Source organism: Halomonas sp. FeN2, from assembly GCF_020595105.1.
GTDB classification, from domain to species: Bacteria; Pseudomonadota; Gammaproteobacteria; order Pseudomonadales; family Halomonadaceae; genus Vreelandella; species Vreelandella neptunia.
Genome location: NZ_CP074200.1, coordinates 1,415,298 through 1,432,042, shown reverse-complemented (window position 1 = coordinate 1,432,042; position 16,745 = coordinate 1,415,298). Strand labels below are relative to the sequence as shown.

Sequence of the window (16,745 nt, the reverse complement as noted above, 5' to 3'; positions counted from 1 at the left end):
CGACTTAGGCGGCGGTGATGATGCGGTACTTCTTCATCAGCTCTTCTTGGCTTTCGTGGCGCTCAGGGTCAAGCGGAATGCAGTCCACCGGGCAGACCTGTTGGCACTGGGGCTCGTCATAGTGACCCACGCACTCGGTGCATAGATTAGGATCGATGACGTAGATCTCCTCACCGGGAGAAATAGCATCATTGGGGCATTCGGGCTCGCAGACGTCGCAGTTAATGCATTCGTCGGTAATCATCAGGGCCATGGGCATACCTCGCGGATGGCATTCACACCCAGGCTGTCTAATACCTGAGTGTTTTACTCAACAATGGCGTTGGCTAGCTAGTGTAGTGCTTACGTAGCGCTTCGGCGACCTGAGGATGCACTAGGGGGGAAATATCGCCACCTAGCTTGGCAATTTCGCGCACGATGGTCGAAGAAATATACGAGTTTTCCACCGCCGGGGTTAAAAATACGCTTTCAAGCTCCGGGTTCTGCGCGCGGTTCATATTGGCCAACTGCAGCTCGTACTCAAAATCGGAGACTGCGCGCAGGCCGCGCAGAATAATCGTCGCGCCCTGTTCGTGCATCATGGTGGTGAGCAGGGTCGAGAAGCCGATCACCTCAACGTTAGGCAGCGACGCACAGACCGCTTTAGCTAGATCCATGCGTGTTTCCAGGTCGAGGTTGGGGCTTTTGCCAGGGCTTGCCGCCACCGCGATGACCACCTTGTCGAACATGCGAGCACCGCGCTCGATCAAGTCGAAGTGGCCGTTGGTGATGGGGTCGAAGGTGCCGGGGTAGACGGCGATATTCAGTTTACGCGTGGTCATTCCTCGCTCTCCTCGTCCAGGCAGCCAAACGGGTTATCGCTGGTTAATGAGACGGCGTGATCGTAACCGGGGATATGAATCCGGTCAGCGTGAATATCCAGCTCTGGGCCTTCCAGCACCGCTTCACCAAACTGGTAGCGTGGGGCGTAGTGACCGTGGTTTGCCTGGGCAAGGTAGGCCGCTGCCGCTTCCCTGGTGGTTTCGCGACGGGTTTTCCAGGCATTCACTGCCGCCGCGCCGTGGCGCTGCGTCAGCAGGCGTTCGGTCACCGCAGGTGAAAGCACCACGCCAGTGGCATTGTTGCCGCCGAAGCCCTTGGCGTTGATAAAAGCAGCGTCCGCACGAAACGTTTGTGCCGTTTGCGAAAAGCGCAGCCGCTCGGCATAGACATCGTCAGCCACCGCATCCAGCGTGGGAATGCCCGGCAGCAAGTCGTGGGCAAAACTGCCCAAGGCACTCGCCAACTGATCGCCCGCTGCGGAGCCTTGGGAGTGGCCGATAAAAGCTTTAATCGCAACTACCGGCCACTCGCTAATACCGTTGGCGCGGGCAATTTCGTCGAACACGTGGGATTCGGTAATGCGGTTCTTGGGCGTGCTGGTGCCGTGAGCGTGCAAAAAGCTGCGCTCTTTAAGGGCTTTTTCGCCCAGCATATCGCGCACCAACGCAGTCGCTTTGCCGAGGGTGATGTAGTTGCCGATGCCCGGCGCTGAAATCGAGCGCTTATAACCGTCGGCATTCACGAACACATCAGGCACCGCGCCGAGGATATCCGCGCCGACTTCCAGTGCCAGGGCGTCGTCCATCAACAGCACGAACTGGCTGGCTTCTGCCATGGTAAAGCCGCAGTTGCGGGCAAAGGGACGGCAGGCGCGCTGATAATCGCTGTCAGTAAGCAGCTCCAGCGCATCCAGGGCTTTCAGGCCGGCGTCGTCAGCCAGCGCCCCCATGGCCCGGAAGCCCTCAATGATTTCCGGAGTAATCGGCGCGTCGGCGGTACCCACCATCACCACACGACGGCGCCCGGCGCGAATGTCATCAATGCCCAGGCGCAGGTTATAGAGAAAGCTGGCGCAGGCGCCTAACGCTGCGCCGGTGCCACCTACGCTGCCCAACACATAGGCATTCAAAAAGTCGGCGGGCATCTGACCATAGCCCAGGGGCATCTGCTTGGAGGTGGCGCGCTGGCCGCTCACCAGGCTTTTCAGTAAGCCGCCCCAACCCTGATCGTCTAGCTGGCCGATGGAGTTACCGGCGTACACGGCAATATGATCTGGATTCAACTGCTGTCGCAGCGTCTCCCAGGAGAGGCCGCTGGCGCCCAGGCAGTCGCTGGCGCCAAACACCGCCAGCGATAGCCCGCGGGGGTGATGTACGCTGCGGTAGAGGTTCGCGGGGTCAAAGCCGCTGGGTAGCTGAGCTGCCGCGCGTACTTTGGGCAGCTGCGCGTCGGGCAGCAGCACCTCCAGCACCCCTGCGGGCACCGTTATTTCTACCTCGCGGGCATCAATGTCGCGCACCTGCCAATCCAGCGGTAGATTTTCAGGTAGCTGGCGGCGGCGCAGGGTAAAGCGCAGCGGCTCGGCCAACTGCATACTTGCCTGCCGGTTAGACGGCATGCCGGGGTCGAGAAAGCGCGGGTCTTCGTTGCGCCGAATCAGGGTGTGCTTCAGCACCTGATCACGCAGCGACTGCGCCGGGTCATCTACGGGTTGGCCTTGACTGTCGCGCCACCCCTTTTCGGAGTGCTCTACTAGGCGCATAAGCGCCGCCAAGCCTTCCAGTGTCTGGCGTTGCTGGTCAGCAGGAAGAGCATCAAGCACAGTGCGGCGGAAGGCCTGATGGCCAGAGGTTCTGCCAGCGGGATTGATGCCGCCCATGCCGACAATCACCGGTAAGTGTGACAAGCCGGGTTCCTCGTGGTGCGGTGGTGGTAATAAAAATTATTGGCATGGCTACTGAGCACAATTCGTCCAGTACCATGCGCTTAATAAGGTCACTAATAACTATGTCAGGCGTGATCATAGCACCGGCTGTGCAACGGCGTCATGCCGCAAGCGTTCGAGACTGATAGAATCACGCTTTTCAGCCGGGTAATGGCATGCAGCATAATTCTCGACCAGTGATTTCTAACCAGCCAGGCCCGCATCAGGATTTGGCACGCCGGGTGAGCCGGGCGCTAGCGCATCCACTGCGTAAACCGATCGCCGAGCATACGCAGTATAACTTTGCCCTGGCGGCGGAGTGGCTCGCGGGTCGTCAAACGCCTTTGGTACTTGATTCAGGCTGTGGCGTGGGGATATCGACACGTCAACTGGCAGCGCAGTTCCCCGCCCATGCGGTGATTGGCGTTGATCGCAGCGAGGATCGCCTGGGGCGCGACCACGGCAAGCTGCCAGAAAATGCTCTGCTGGTGAGAGCCGACCTTGTCGATTTTTGGCGTTTGGCCTACCAAGCAGGCTGGGCGCCCGAGCACCACTTTCTGCTTTATCCAAATCCTTACCCCAAGGCGGCGCACTTAAAAATGCGCTGGCATGGCCATGCGGTTTTACCCACACTACTGGCCCTTGGAGGGCACCTTGAACTGCGTTCAAACTGGTCACTCTACGTTGAAGAGTTTGCCTTGGCGGTGGCCCAGGTAACCGGTAAGCAGTCGGCGGTAACTGAAATTGCGCCTAAAGATGACTATTTAACTCCCTTCGAGGCTAAGTATGCTCGAAGTGGTCAGGCTCTGTGGCGTTTATGCGTTGAGTTGGAGCGAATATGACGTTTGTCTATTTGGTGCTGGCGATAGTGGCCGAAGTGATCGCCACGAGTGCCTTAAAGGCCTCCATGGGGTTTACGCGCCCATTGCCCAGCGTGGTGGTGGTAGTGGGCTACGGGCTAGCTTTTTATTTGCTTAGCCTAGTGCTGCGCACGCTGCCGGTGGGGGTCGCCTATGCGATTTGGGCGGGCTTGGGCATTGTGCTGGTCACCTTAGTCGGCATAGTGGTATTCGGTGAAAAGCCCGATTTACCGGCAGTGGTCGGAATTAGCTTGATCGTGGCGGGCGTCGTCATGCTGCAAGTGTTTTCTAAAATGAATGTGCATTGAGGTATCGTAATGGGGTGTTTTTTTGCAAGTAAGCGTCTGCAGCGCTGGTCGCTGATGGCCGGGGTTGCCACGCTGGCGCTGTGCGCCAGTGCCAGCGCGCTCGCCGATTTCAACCGCCTGGGCCAACTGCAGAATAAAGGCTTTGCGATTAGTGCCGAGGCGCGTCTTTTGGATGCCGGCGCCAATGTGCTGTTAGGCAGCATCACCCCGGATCGCCAGCTGTCACCCGCTTCGGTCACTAAAGCCTATCTTGCGGCGGCGGCGCTGAACCGGTTTGGCCCCCAACACCGCTTTACCAGCCAACTAGTCAGCGCGGGTAGCGTCGAAGGTGGCGTGCTGCGCGGTGATTTAGTGTTTGAAGGCGGCGGAGATCCGGGACTAACCACTGAAAACCTATGGCGCTTGGTGCAGCGTTTGTACTTATCCGGGGTGCGTGAGGTCGATGGCGCTTTGGTGGTCAGCCAGTGGCGCTTTGGGTCAGTGGACTGCATTACTACCGACCGCTGCAATGCCCTGACCCGCGTTACCAATGCGTATAGTGCGCCGCTCTCCTCGGCTGGCGTTAACTTCGGTAGCTGGTGCGTGAATGTCGCACCAGCCATTACCGCAGGCGAGCCTGCCCAAGTGGGGCTATGCGATAGCCAGACGTCTTTGATCACCATTGATAACCAGGTGGTCACCCGCCCAGCCAATAGCGGTACTGAGATTAGCGCTGAGCGAATTACCGATGAGCGTGGCGACGTGATGCGTTTGACGGGGCAGATCTCCACCAACGCTACTGCCCGAGATGTCTACCGCGGCGCGGGCGATGCCGCCGAAACCACCGCGCAAGTGTTAACGGGCATGTTGAATCAGGCGGGTATTCAAGTGCGCGAACCATGGCGCATCAGCTCGTCTCAGCCGCCCAGCAGTGCCCAGCGTCTGGCAGCGGTGGACAGTCAACCACTGCAAGAGCTATTGCTGCGCATCATGAACTACTCCAATAACTACATGGCCGACGTGCTGGCGCTGGATCTCGTCGAGATACCTCAGGCGCAGCTCCGCCAAGCAGGGCAAGCCATTGAAAATTATGCCCAGAGCCTGCCAGGGCACGGCCCGTTAACGCTGTATAGTGGTAGCGGGCTAACCACTGAAAACCGCACATCGGCTCAAGGCGTTAACGTGATGCTGGAGGACATGTTTCGTCAAAGCAGCCTGTTTCCCAGCTTTGTAGCGGCCTTTCAGTCGCCGGCTAACGGGGTAATGCGCTTTATTCGGCGGGGGCCCTCCACGTTTCAAAACAATGTCATGATCAAAACCGGCACGCTGAACCAACCCTTTGCCGTGCGCGCTGCGGCGGGCTATTTTCGCACTGCGCAAGGGCGCTGGGGAGTGTTTAGTGTCATGGTCAATGGTAACAGCAGCACGCCTTACTTAAGCTGGTCTGAGGTGCTGGATCCGTTGTCACTGGATCTAGAAGCAATGATATTAGCGAACTGAACAAACTCCACGCTCACAAGGTGAGGCGACCTGCATGAAACCTGGGCATACCGGTTTAACACATTTGGTTCACTCCACGCGCTATTCGTGGAAAGGCTTGAAAGCGGCGTTTAGAAACGAAGCGGCTTTTCGCCAGGAGGTGGGCATTACTGCGGTGTTGCTGCCGCTTGCTTGGTGGATTGGCGAAGGCCCTATCAGTTGGCTGCTGTTGGTGAGTAGCCTGTTTTTTGTGCTGATAGTGGAGCTGCTGAATAGTGCGATTGAAAACGTGGTTGACCGGATCGGCACCGAGCACCACGAGCTTTCCGGCCGGGCCAAGGATATTGGCTCGGCAGCAGTGATGCTGTCGCTGATGATGGCCGGCCTTACCTGGGGGCTATTGGGCTGGGAAAAATTCTTTGGCTAAGCTGATTTAAAACCACTCATTTTTAGCACGCTGTCAGCGAGGTCGTTATGCAAACATTTAAAGGACTTAGGAACGACGATTTTTTACCGTTGTCGACGCTGCCAGCGTCGTTACAAAAAGCCACCCAAGCTGCTTGGCAGCGGCTAAGCGATGCGCTTGTTCAAGCCGATAATGTCGCTGAGATGACCCAGCAGGAGTTGCCTTCCAGTAGCTGGCAGGGGCTTTCTGAGCCGCGCCGCGAGGCCCTGGCGAGAGTGCTGGCCATTTCGACCTTCGCGCTGGATACCCTGGTGCGCCACCCCCATTGGCTAGCTGAACTGGACATCGCCGGAGAATTGGACGCAAACCCAGGGCGCGATGAGCTAGCCAACTGGTTGAATGAGACGCTGGAAAGCGCCGAAGATGAAGAGGCGATGCAGCGGGCGATTCGCCGTTTTCGCCGCAAGCGGATGCTGGGGATTATCTGGCGTGACCTTAATCGTGCTCCCAGCTATAGCATGTGGGATACCGCCAAGGCGGTGTCTGAGCTTGCCGAAATTTGCTTGGAAGCGGCATTAACCTGGCTTGAGCAGTTTTACGCACCAAGATGGGGCTTACCTGCCCCACGCAAAGATGGCACGCCCCAGCGTCTGGTGATCCTGGGCATGGGTAAGCTGGGCGCGGGGGAGCTGAATCTATCCTCCGATATCGATTTGATTTTTGCCTTTCCCGAAAAAGGCGAAACCCAAGGTGGACGCAAGCCCTTAGAGCACCAGGAGTACTTTACCAAGCTGGGGCAAAAGCTGATTGGCGCACTAGACGCCATGACCGCCGACGGCTTCGCCTTCCGCGTCGATATGCGCTTAAGGCCCTTGGGCGACGGCGGGCCGCTGGTGGGCAGTTTTGCCATGCTCTCCAGCTACTACCAGGATCAAGGCCGCGAGTGGGAGCGTTACGCCATGCTCAAAGCGCGCCCGGTCGCCGGGGATTTAGACGCCGGAGATGAGCTGCTGGCCGGGCTGCGCCCCTTTGTGTATCGCAAATATCTCGATTTTGGCGCTATCGAGTCGCTGCGTGAACTGAAGGCTATGATCAATCGCGAAGTGAAGCGCAAAGGCATGCAGAGCAATATCAAACTTGGCCCTGGCGGCATTCGCGAGGTTGAGTTCGTGGTACAGGCGTTCCAACTAATTCGCGGCGGCCGCGATACGGAGCTGCAGGTGACATCGCTGAAAACGGCGCTTAATCGCTTGCCTGAGCTAGGCCTGTTACCCCAAGAAGTGGTCGATGAACTGCTGCCCGACTACGCCTTTCTGCGCGATGTCGAACACGCGCTCCAAGCGTTGGAAGATCGCCAGACACAAACCCTGCCCAACGATGACGGTGATCGTGAACGGGTAGCCTTCGCCATGAATCATGAAGACTGGCCGGGGCTGGTCGCCCAGCTTGACGAAGTGCGCGAGCGGGTTCGTCAACACTTCGACGCAGTGATTGCCGACCCCGAAGAGGATGTCGACGAAGCCAACGATGATAGCCAGCTAGGCTTGGCCCAATGGCGGCTTATTTGGCGCGGCGAGTTAGAGGGGGAGGAGGCCAGTGCCCACCTTGCCGAGGCGGGTTTTAACGAGCCTGAAAAAGCCTTGAAGCGGCTGCAGAGTCTTTACCACTCCCGGCAAGTGCAAAGCATGCAGCGGATTGGCTTTGAGCGCCTGGATGCGCTGATGCCGCTACTGCTAGGTGCCGTGGCGGACAATGAGGTACCGGATACCGCGCTTGAACGGGTGCAGCCGCTGATTGAAGCCGTGCTACGGCGTACGGCTTACCTCGCCCTGCTGCGCGAAAACCCCCAGGCGCTGGAACACCTGATGCGGCTGTGCGCCGCCAGTCCTTGGATAGCTGAACAACTGTCGCGTTATCCCATTCTGCTCGACGAGCTGCTGACGCCAGAAACGTTGTATACCCCCGCCGATAAAGCGCGCCTTGCCGATGAACTGCGCCAAACGCTGAATCGTTTGCCAGAGGATGACGAAGAGGCCCAGTTGGAGGCATTGCGCGTTTTTAAACACGCTCAAACCCTGCACGTAGCGGCATCGGATATCGTCGGTACCCGGCATTTGATGAAAGTAAGCGATTACTTAACCTATATCGCCGAAGTCATTCTCGATGCCGTGTTGGCTATGGCGTGGAAGCATATTACCCGTAAGCATGGTGTTCCTGAGGGGCTGAATGCCCGCGAGGCGGCATTTCTGATTATCGGCTACGGCAAGCTGGGCGGTATTGAGCTGGGTTACAGCTCCGATTTAGACCTGGTTTTCCTTCATGACAGCGATGGGCAGGGCACTACTGACGGCCCACGGCCCATTGATACACCGGTATTTTTTACCCGCCTGGGTCAGCGCATTATTCACCTGCTCACCGCGGTAACGCCCACCGGCACGCTTTATGAAGTGGATATGCGCCTGCGGCCTTCGGGTAATTCCGGTCTATTGGTGACATCACTCAAAGCCTTTGCCGAGTATCAGCGTCAGAATGCATGGACCTGGGAGCATCAGGCATTGGTGCGCGCCCGAGTGGTGGCGGGTAGCGATGCGCTGGCCGAGAAATTCAGTCAGCTGCGGGGCGATATTCTTGGCGAGGAGCGAGATAAAGCTGCACTGCGCGAAGAGGTGGTCAAGATGCGCCAGAAAATGCGCGACCATTTGGGCAGCAAAACCACCAGCAATACTTTCAACGTCAAACACGATGCGGGCGGCATGGTGGATATCGAGTTTCTCTGCCAATACGCGGTGTTAGCGCTTGCTCACCAAACGCCTGCGTTACTTACCTATAGCGATAATATCCGCATTCTAGAGAGTCTAACGGAGAGTGGGCACTTACCAGCTGAAGAGGCGGAACGTCTTCGCGAGGCTTATCTGGCTTATCGCAGCGCTACGCACCGAGCAGCGCTTACCGGTCAGAAAGCACTCAGCGATGGCGAGGAGTTCCGCTCTCATCGCGATATAGTCACCGCGCTCTGGCAGCGCTTTCTTGAACCCTCCACCGCTGATAACAGCTAGGTAGACGGCTTTACTAACCAGGAATCAACAGTGATCACAAGGAATAGGGCAGGGCGGCCCGCATGATTGGACATATTCTGGCCACGCTATTGCCGGTATTTTTAATTGCAGGGTGTGGCGCTGCCTATGGGCGCTACCGTACGCCGGATATTCGCAGTCTCAATACGCTCAATATGGAGCTGTTCGTTCCGTTATTAGTGTTCGCCGTGCTGGCCGACCGTCAAGCCCCGTTAGCCGAGTACGCCTGGCTTGCCACGGCGGCGATGGCAGTGGTGCTGGGGTCTGGGATTGTGCTGTGGCCGCTGGCTAAGTGGCTAAAGCTTGATAGCAAAATCTTCCTGCCGCCGATGATGTTCAACAACGCGGGCAATATGGGGGTGCCGCTACTGGTGTTGGCATTTGGTGCTGAGGCTCTTCCAGCTGCGGTGGTGGTGTTTATCGTTGAAATGCTGCTGCACTTTTCGGTGGGGCTCTACATGCTTAACCCGCGCACTTCGCTATGGCGAATGCTGCGCATGCCGATTGTGCTCGCGAGTCTGGCGGGGCTTACTGTGAATATCAGTGGCCTACCGCTGCCAGGCTGGCTGCTAGAGGCAATGCACATGCTGGGCGGAGTATCTATTCCGCTGATGCTATTTGCGCTAGGGGTGCGGCTCTTGGAGATCGATTTTAGCGATTGGCGTACGGGGATACTGGGGGCGGTGCTTTGCCCGCTTTCCGGGTTGGTGATTGCCTTGCCGTTGATGTGGCTGCTGCCGCTTAACGAATTGCAGGCGGCGGTGCTGCTGGTATTTGCGGCACTACCACCTGCAGTGTTGAACTACCTGGTCGCGGAGCAGTATAAGTTGGCGCCACAAAAAGTGGCTTCGCTGGTGCTGATTGGTAACCTGGGGAGTTTGGTAGTTATGCCGCTGACCTTGGCCGCGGCATTTACCTGGGTTTACGCACCACTTTAATAAAGTACCTAGCACTGGGTGGCACGAAAAAGTGACTAACTGGTTACTTAACGATCATCTTTAACTTCGTAGCTGCCTTCCAAGACATCCTGATGACCAGGACGGTTTTGCGCAGACGAATGCGTGGAAGCATGCCCTTGAGAATGTCCTTGAGAATAGCCACCACCGATATCCTGAGCCTGCTGAGCGCGCATCTGCTCCATGCGCTTTTTCATTTTATGACGCATAAACGGCATCATTGCCCAGCCAATGAGCAAGAAAAACAGGCCGAGTACCACGCCTACAATCATTAACGCGCCAAACGCCAGCCATGTAAACAGTAGCTTAAGGCTACCCGCCAAGCCGGTGGGCTGGGTTTGCGCAGCACGGGCGCGCCATTGGTTTGCCGCTTGCCATGCAGCGTTGCGTTGGTCGCGATTCATCTGTGGCATGAGAGCCTCCATGGGTTGTTCGCACCCATTGGAACACAGGTGCTCTAGCAAGTTCACTGCTTGGCTATAACAGGCAGTAGTGTCGCCATTCTTTAGGTGTCAGGTTCTACGTAGGGTTTATACCTCCAATTCTTACGTACAGTGCGAGTAGGTTTTTCAACTGTTACCATTAAGCTGTACAGGACAAGTTTAGTTGTACAAGCATGCGCTTAATATGTCGTGCTTATCTAAACAGAGCTCATCTAACAGGACGGTTATATGGCTAATCATGGAGGCAAGTCGGTATTCATCTCATCGGTGGTGATTATTTTTGGCTTGGTAGTTGTTGGAGCGTCATTTCCTGAAGGATTTGCCAACGCTGCGGAGGGGGCGCTGTCCACCATTACCGGGCTATTCGGGTGGTTTTATCTATTTTCGGTTTTTGGGTTTGTGATTTTTTTGTTTGGCCTGGCGCTTAGCAGGTACGGTAAGGTGCGCTTAGGCCCCCAGGACAGTCGGCCTAACTATACGTTTTTTTCATGGATAAGCATGCTGCTGGCGGCAGGCTTTGGTGTGGGGCTTGTCTTCTATGGCATGGCAGAACCCATGTTTCACTTCATCGAGCCGCCTTATGGCGACAGAACCGCTGAAACCGAAGCGGCAGCTCGCTACGCTATTCAATACAGCTACTTTAACTGGGGGATACACCAGTGGGCGGCTTTCTCGATTGTCGGCTTGATCATCGCCTATTTTCAGTTCCGCAAGGGACAGGCAGGGCTGGTATCGTCCGTATTGTCGTCAATAACGGCTAAGAATCCTAAAATTCGCCCCTATGCTTCCTGGCTGGATGTGTTTGCCGTGGTCGCCACCGTAATGGGTGTGGCTACTTCGTTGGGGTTGGGTGTGCTGCAGATGAACGGCGGTTTAAACGCCGTGTTTGGCCTCCCGGAAAACGGTTTTTGGCAGTTTGTGATTCTTTTCGTGATGTTTTGCGCCTATATGGCATCCACCTGGTCAGGCTTGGATAAAGGTATTAAACGCCTCTCTAACCTGAATATGATTTTATGTATCGGTTTGATGCTGTATGTGCTGTTTACTGGCCCAACCGTGGCGATATTAGAGACCATCACGGTGGGGATTGGTGACTATCTCCAGAACTTTATCGGCATGAGCCTGCGCATTTCCCCCTACAGCGATAATGAGTGGGCGAGCAGTTGGACGATTTTTTACTGGGCCTGGGTGATTGCCTGGTCGCCCTTTGTCGGTACCTTTATTGCCCGGGTGTCCCGTGGCCGTACCATCAAAGAGTATGTGTTTGGGGTGCTGTTTGTACCGCCGTTACTCGCCTGCTTGTGGATTGGCGTATTCGGTGGCGCGGCGCTTCACATGGAGTTAAACGGCACCGATATCGGCCTAGCTGCCGCGACTCAGGATAATATAACCGTCGCGCTGTTTGAGATGTTTGAGCTGATGCCCTTCACCGGCCTGCTGTCGGTTGTCGCGATGCTGCTGATCTTTATTTTCCTGGTCACTTCCGCTGACTCGGCCTCGTATATCGTGGCGCAAATGACCGATAATGGTTCGATCAATCCGCCGCTTTACAAACGCATCATCTGGGGTGTGCTGATCGCCGCTATCTGTCTCACGCTGATCGCCTCGGGTGGTTTGACGGGGCTGCAGTCGGCTTCGGTGCTTTCGGCGCTGCCGTTCACCTTTATCCTGTATATGATGGTGTTTGTATTAGTCCAGGAACTGCGCGCAGACCGCAAGGCGATGTTAACGCAGCTTTATCGCCGCCATGGCGAAACGCCGGTGGGTGCGGACGCTTTTGAAGCCGAGCTGTTAGGTGAAGAAGAGCGCTTACGTCGTGCACCGAGTGTGGTCAACCGGCGCATTAATAGTTAGCATCACTCATCAGTACTAATAAAAAGCGACCAAGCCTTCGATTGCGGGGCAAGGTAGATGGGGAGCAGCGACACATGAAGCGAAAATGCTGATGGCGCGGCAAGGGCGCCATGGAGCGACACGAAGGCAAGCTAAAGGAGTCTCCTTCGATCGCTGGCTAGATAAGGTAGTCACAGTGGCGGTGCTAACGGCGATGATTATTGGCCTGGCTGCTGTGGCCGCTCACTGGCTGCTTTGAAGTACCTGCTATCCGCAATATGTGTGCTTAACGCCTGGCTTTATGCCGGGCGTTTGCGTGTTTCAACCCGGTTTCGGCCCAGCCGTTTGGCGTGATAAAGGTGCTGGTCGGCACGCTCAATCAGCGCTTCAGCGCTGATTAAAAAGCCGGGCGACATGCTGGCAACACCCATGCTAACGGTGAGCTCTGAATGGGTGCTTGAAAAAGCATGGGGAATAGCCAGCGAGAGCACCGCTTCGCGCAGACAGTTGGCAACGCCCACTGCATCGTCATGATCCTGGCCTGGCAGTACACAGACAAACTCTTCGCCGCCGTAGCGGGCGAGTAAGTCGCTGGCGGGGTCAATGCATTGATTGAGCGCTTTAGCCACGGCGCGCAGCGTATCGTCGCCCATGGCATGACCATAGTGATCGTTAAACTCTTTGAAGTTATCGATATCGATAAAAATCACCGATAGCGGCTGCTGGGTTTGCTGTGCCAAATGCCAGTGACGTTGATAAAATTCATCAAAGTGGCGGCGATTAGCCACGCCCGTTAAGCCATCTATATTGGAAAGGTGATGGAGCTGGTCGCGCTGCTCTAAACCTTGCTGGAAAGCTTTTAACAGGTGATCCAAACTATCCACCAGATGCCCCAGCTCATCATGCTGGTGGCCACGCAACGCTGGCTTAGGCCACTGGCCTGTGATTAGGATCCGTTTGGGTAATAGCAGCATGTACTTTGAGCAGCGGACGAGTAATAAACAGATGGAAAAAAGCGATCACCAGTATGCTTAAAATAAACGCTTCTAAAATACTCACCCCGACCACCGTGTAAATACGCGCCAGGAACTGCTGGGTTAAATAACCCTCTGCCAGCATCAGCTCAATCTTGCCGACGACCGCTTCCGGCATATCGCTGCCCATGTAGTAGGCGAGATCGGTTTGATGGTGCAGTATGTCACCAAATAAATACTGGCTGAGCCAGGTCGAATCAGCCTGCTCGGGACTCTCATATTCAGCGAGCGAGCGGCCAAAGTCGTCACGAATAGATACCCAGGCAACCTCACTATCACTAAATAGCCCATAGGCTATTTGATGGGCGAGGTCGGGGTTAAGCTGGAAAGCGGCTTCTGCTGCTGCGCCGTTGACCACCGCTAACTGCTGTTGGATGCGTTGTTCGGTTTCCTGGCGCATGTTATTGGCGTGGCTGAGCAGTTCAATACTGCCTGCTACGCTACTAATCAGCATAGCGATCAGCAGGGTGAGTAGCGCTTGCTTAGTGGTCAAGCTGCCTTTTTTAGGCCCCGCGCCAGGGGCCGAAAGAGGAAATCGGGGACGTGGGATCATCACTGCATGTCCTTCTGCATATCACTATGCAGGGCATCCAATTGCGTTTGCAATCGCGCCAGCAGTGCTTCCGACACGCTGGGATGGCAGGCGAGATACAGCGGTGCGCGGTGAAACGTAAATAAATGCGCTAGCGCTATGTTCTGTTCTTGTGCCATAAATTCACCGGTTGCTTTGCCTGTCACAATCACATCTAACAGGCCCGCCTCTAAACGCAGGATATTGTCTCGCTCCGAGGGAGCAAGCAGCACGCTAATGCCGAGAGCGGCAACGTAATCGCCGACGGCATCTTCGCGAAAACTGCCTACTCGCCAAGCGTGTAGACCTGAAAGTGAAGCAATGCTGAGCTCGCGCTCGGCTAAACTAAACGCGGCCCACTCATTAACCACCAGCGGCCCCACCCAGTGAAACAGCGCTTCACGCTCTGGAGTGCGCGTCGTGGAGTAGACGCAGTGATGGTCGCGCAAGCGTGCTTCGGTGTAAGCGCGCGCCCAAGGCAGTAGCCGAAAACGAGCCTCAATGTCTGCCTGGCGTAGCGCATCCCGCAGCAGTAACGTTGCACTGCCGATAATTTGCCCTTGGTCGTCCGCATAGTTGAACGGTGGGTACTCTTCGGTATTGATCGTTAGCGGCAGGGCTTCCGTTGACATAGCCTCTGACGGCATCGCGTGCAGTGACAGGGAAAAACTACCGACAGTCGTTAGCAGAGCAACGCCCATGCAGAACCGCCACCGGTGAGTTATCAGATTAGTCATCGTCGACTACCTCCGGGGCCGTTCCGCTAGCACCCTGTCTAATGCCTGCTGCATTAGCGTTACCAAGCGTTGGTCAGTGGCTTGATTAATGGCAAAGTATAGCGAAGATTCACTGAGGGTGTGTATCGGGATTAAACTACTTTTAGGATAACCTTCGGATTCAGCTATCCAGCCAGCCACATCTTCACTGTAAGCCCATAAGTCAACTCGTCCACGATTCAACATATTGAGCGCGCTACGGTTATCAATGGCCGGTATCAGTAGTCGTTCTGGGTAGCCTGCTTCCAACAGCGCCTGGGCGCCAATATCTTCACGAATGACTGCCACGGTCAGGCTGCGATCAATCGCCTCTGGCAAAGAAGCAATCACCATCGGTGCGTCACGGTGGGCAAGCAGCACGACCCGGTCTTGAGCAATCGGCCCCACCCAGTGAAAGCTGGACTCTCTGGCTGGGGTGCGAGTGGTGGAAAATAGCACCGTATTAGGTTGGCTTAGTGCCAGCTCATAGCCACGAACCCAAGGGTAGTAGCGGACGTCATGACGGCTTAATGGCGTTTTTGTCGTCGCAAAAATAGCCTCCAACAAATCAATGGATACGCCGGTCAGCTGCTGCTCATCGATATAGTTGTAGGGCGGGTACTCTTCAGTAATAAAGGTTAATGTTGCCAAAGTATCGGACGCGTCAGCCTCTACGTTTGCGACGTTTGCCAGCCAGAGGCATAGCACGACCATCAACCTATTTAATCTTGGTCGATATAATCGCCGTGGAGATGGCTGGGCTAATCCCATCGCAGTCTATCCATATTACTTATCAATCAATCAAACTTAGAGCAACGCTGGTCGGCTGTCACCTCTAATCTACCAACGCAAGCCGTGGCGTCCTCCTGGCTGCACCTGCTAGGCTTACGGCTTCCCCTGTGAGAGAAAACTAATGCTGTCTGCTAACTCTGCTAAGGCGACGGATGGCTACGCATCGCGTCGTGAAATATTCGGCTGGGCGATGTTCGATTTTGCCAACCAGGCCTACACGCTACTGATTATTACCGTGGTATTTGGTGAGCTATTTACCACCGTCATTGTGGGGGATCGCGGCGATAACTTCCGGCTTGCCAACTTCCTATGGAGTCTTGCCCTGGCGGTAAGCTATCTAATGGTAGTGATCACGGCGCCGCTATGCGGCGCCGTGATGGATTACCGGGCGGAGAAAAAACGCTTTTTGCTGATTAGCTACCTAGCCACCGTAGTCACCACGGCGATGCTTTACTTCGTTGAACCGGGCTACGTCATAATCGGTTTATTATTGATTGTGCTGTCTAACTACGCTTACTCCATGGGGGAGTCATTTATCGCCTCCTTTTTACCCGAGCTTGGGCCGCCGCAATCGCTGGGCAAAATTTCCGGTTTTGGTTGGGCGTTAGGCTACATTGGTGGTTTATTTGCGGCGGGCTTCACTCTAGTGGTGCTAGGCGAGGCCAGTGCAGATAACTTTGAGCGCATCCGTTGGGTGGGGCCCTTCGCTGCCGGATTTTTTCTGATTACCGCTATTCCGACTTTTTTATGGCTAAAGGAGCGCGGTACGCCCCAGCCTCGCGGCGTCTCTTATCGGCATATTGCTCTCAATCGCGTCACAACCACTTTTCACGAATTGCGCCACTTTAAAGATCTGACCGTGTTTTTGATTTCATTGCTGTTCTCAATGGCCGGTGTCTACATCATCATCGCCTTCGCCTTCATTTATGGTGCTCAAGTGATTGGCTGGGATGAAAGCGTGCGCAATATCATGTTCATTATTGTTCAAATCACCGCGGCGGCGGGAGCACTGGGGTTCGGCTGGATACAGGATCAGCTAGGCGCCAAGCGGACGTACCAAATGACGCTGGCGCTATGGGTGCTGGCGATCATTGCCATCTGGGCAACGCCCGAGGTGACTCAGTGGGTAAACGGGCGCTTTGGACTGCAGTGGCAGGCTCAGCATGTATTCCTGGTGGTCGGCTGTCTGGCGGGGCTAAGCCTTGGTTCTAGCCAATCGGCAAGCAGGGCTCTGGTGGGGCTGTTTTCACCCTTGGCTAAATCAGCCGAGTTTTTCGGTTTCTGGGGGCTGGCTAATAAGCTCGCAGGCGTTCTGGGTATCGTCATGTTGGGGGTGTTGCAAACGCTGATTGGCTTACAAGCGTCTATTCTATTATGTGTTGCCCTGTTCGTTACCGCGATGCTGATTTGCGCCAGGGTCAACGAGCGTCGTGGCCGGGAGGCCGCGCTTGCCTGGGAGGCCAATAGTCATATCAACAACTATAAAGCTTGAAAGGGCGCCCTGACCTC

At 55.8% G+C, this 16,745-nt stretch carries 16 protein-coding genes; 8 read left to right on the top strand and 8 right to left on the bottom strand.

Annotation, left to right across the window (positions count from 1 at the left end; translation table 11 throughout):
• Positions 1-4: 4 nt before the first annotated feature.
• From KF947_RS06700 to KF947_RS06690, 3 genes are all read right to left on the bottom strand, one after another.
• Positions 5-253, bottom strand: a complete 249-nt coding sequence (locus tag KF947_RS06700; protein WP_133732084.1) for a YfhL family 4Fe-4S dicluster ferredoxin — start codon at positions 251-253, stop codon at positions 5-7.
• 73 nt (positions 254-326) lie between these two features.
• Complete coding sequence (coaD, locus tag KF947_RS06695) at positions 327-821, bottom strand: pantetheine-phosphate adenylyltransferase (RefSeq protein WP_071694222.1); 495 nt, start codon at positions 819-821, stop codon at positions 327-329.
• Entirely contained in the window at positions 818-2,701 is a 1,884-nt protein-coding gene (locus KF947_RS06690; protein ID WP_227406282.1) for a beta-ketoacyl synthase, read from the bottom strand. Before KF947_RS06690 ends, coaD begins: the two co-directional genes overlap by 4 nt.
• Positions 2,702-2,922: 221 nt before the next feature.
• Here KF947_RS06690 and trmB point away from each other — a divergent pair, with 221 nt between their 5' ends.
• From trmB to KF947_RS06660, 6 genes are all read left to right on the top strand, one after another.
• Positions 2,923-3,588 (top strand): tRNA (guanine(46)-N(7))-methyltransferase TrmB, encoded by a 666-nt coding sequence (gene trmB / locus KF947_RS06685; RefSeq protein WP_227405776.1) that lies wholly within the window; start codon positions 2,923-2,925, stop codon positions 3,586-3,588.
• Positions 3,585-3,914: a DMT family transporter gene (locus KF947_RS06680; RefSeq protein ID WP_133732086.1), complete on the top strand. Its 330-nt coding sequence runs from the start codon at positions 3,585-3,587 to the stop codon at positions 3,912-3,914. The genes trmB and KF947_RS06680 overlap by 4 nt, the downstream gene beginning before the upstream one ends.
• A 9-nt stretch (positions 3,915-3,923) precedes the next feature.
• Positions 3,924-5,393 carry a D-alanyl-D-alanine carboxypeptidase/D-alanyl-D-alanine-endopeptidase gene (dacB, locus tag KF947_RS06675; RefSeq protein WP_227405775.1) on the top strand — a complete coding sequence of 490 codons (1,470 nt, stop codon included), beginning with the start codon at positions 3,924-3,926 and terminating at the stop codon, positions 5,391-5,393.
• Positions 5,394-5,427: 34 nt separating this feature from the next.
• Positions 5,428-5,799 (top strand): diacylglycerol kinase, encoded by a 372-nt coding sequence (locus KF947_RS06670; RefSeq protein WP_133732088.1) that lies wholly within the window; start codon positions 5,428-5,430, stop codon positions 5,797-5,799.
• Positions 5,800-5,846: 47 nt separating this feature from the next.
• Positions 5,847-8,834 (top strand): bifunctional [glutamate--ammonia ligase]-adenylyl-L-tyrosine phosphorylase/[glutamate--ammonia-ligase] adenylyltransferase, encoded by a 2,988-nt coding sequence (gene glnE / locus KF947_RS06665; RefSeq protein WP_227405774.1) that lies wholly within the window; start codon positions 5,847-5,849, stop codon positions 8,832-8,834.
• A 62-nt stretch (positions 8,835-8,896) separates the two neighbouring features.
• Positions 8,897-9,790, top strand: coding sequence for an AEC family transporter (locus KF947_RS06660; protein WP_133732090.1), 894 nt, complete (start codon positions 8,897-8,899; stop codon positions 9,788-9,790).
• 47 nt (positions 9,791-9,837) lie between these two features.
• Here KF947_RS06660 and KF947_RS06655 read toward each other — a convergent pair whose 3' ends face one another.
• On the bottom strand, positions 9,838-10,221 hold the full coding sequence (locus tag KF947_RS06655) for a hypothetical protein (RefSeq protein WP_133732091.1): 384 nt from the start codon (positions 10,219-10,221) through the stop codon (positions 9,838-9,840).
• Between the two features lie 258 nt (positions 10,222-10,479).
• Between KF947_RS06655 and KF947_RS06650 the strand changes: the two genes are divergently transcribed.
• Positions 10,480-12,105 carry a BCCT family transporter gene (locus KF947_RS06650; protein ID WP_133732092.1) on the top strand — a complete coding sequence of 542 codons (1,626 nt, stop codon included), beginning with the start codon at positions 10,480-10,482 and terminating at the stop codon, positions 12,103-12,105.
• 278 nt (positions 12,106-12,383) lie between these two features.
• On the opposite strand, the gene KF947_RS06645 is transcribed toward KF947_RS06650, so the two are convergent.
• The 4 genes from KF947_RS06645 to KF947_RS06630 are packed head-to-tail and all read right to left on the bottom strand — an operon-like array spanning position 12,384 to position 15,095.
• Positions 12,384-13,058, bottom strand: a complete 675-nt coding sequence (locus tag KF947_RS06645; RefSeq protein WP_227405773.1) for a GGDEF domain-containing protein — start codon at positions 13,056-13,058, stop codon at positions 12,384-12,386.
• A complete protein-coding gene (locus KF947_RS06640; protein WP_227405772.1) occupies positions 13,012-13,671 on the bottom strand; it encodes a hypothetical protein in 660 nt (219 codons plus the stop codon). The genes KF947_RS06645 and KF947_RS06640 overlap by 47 nt, the downstream gene beginning before the upstream one ends.
• Positions 13,671-14,426 (bottom strand): substrate-binding periplasmic protein, encoded by a 756-nt coding sequence (locus tag KF947_RS06635; RefSeq protein WP_227405771.1) that lies wholly within the window; start codon positions 14,424-14,426, stop codon positions 13,671-13,673. The genes KF947_RS06640 and KF947_RS06635 overlap by 1 nt, the downstream gene beginning before the upstream one ends.
• Positions 14,427-14,432: 6 nt before the next feature.
• Complete coding sequence (locus KF947_RS06630; RefSeq protein ID WP_227405770.1) at positions 14,433-15,095, bottom strand: substrate-binding periplasmic protein; 663 nt, start codon at positions 15,093-15,095, stop codon at positions 14,433-14,435.
• Positions 15,096-15,357: 262 nt separating this feature from the next.
• Between KF947_RS06630 and KF947_RS06625 the strand changes: the two genes are divergently transcribed.
• Positions 15,358-16,728: an MFS transporter gene (locus KF947_RS06625; protein ID WP_133732095.1), complete on the top strand. Its 1,371-nt coding sequence runs from the start codon at positions 15,358-15,360 to the stop codon at positions 16,726-16,728.
• Positions 16,729-16,745: the final 17 nt, after the last annotated feature.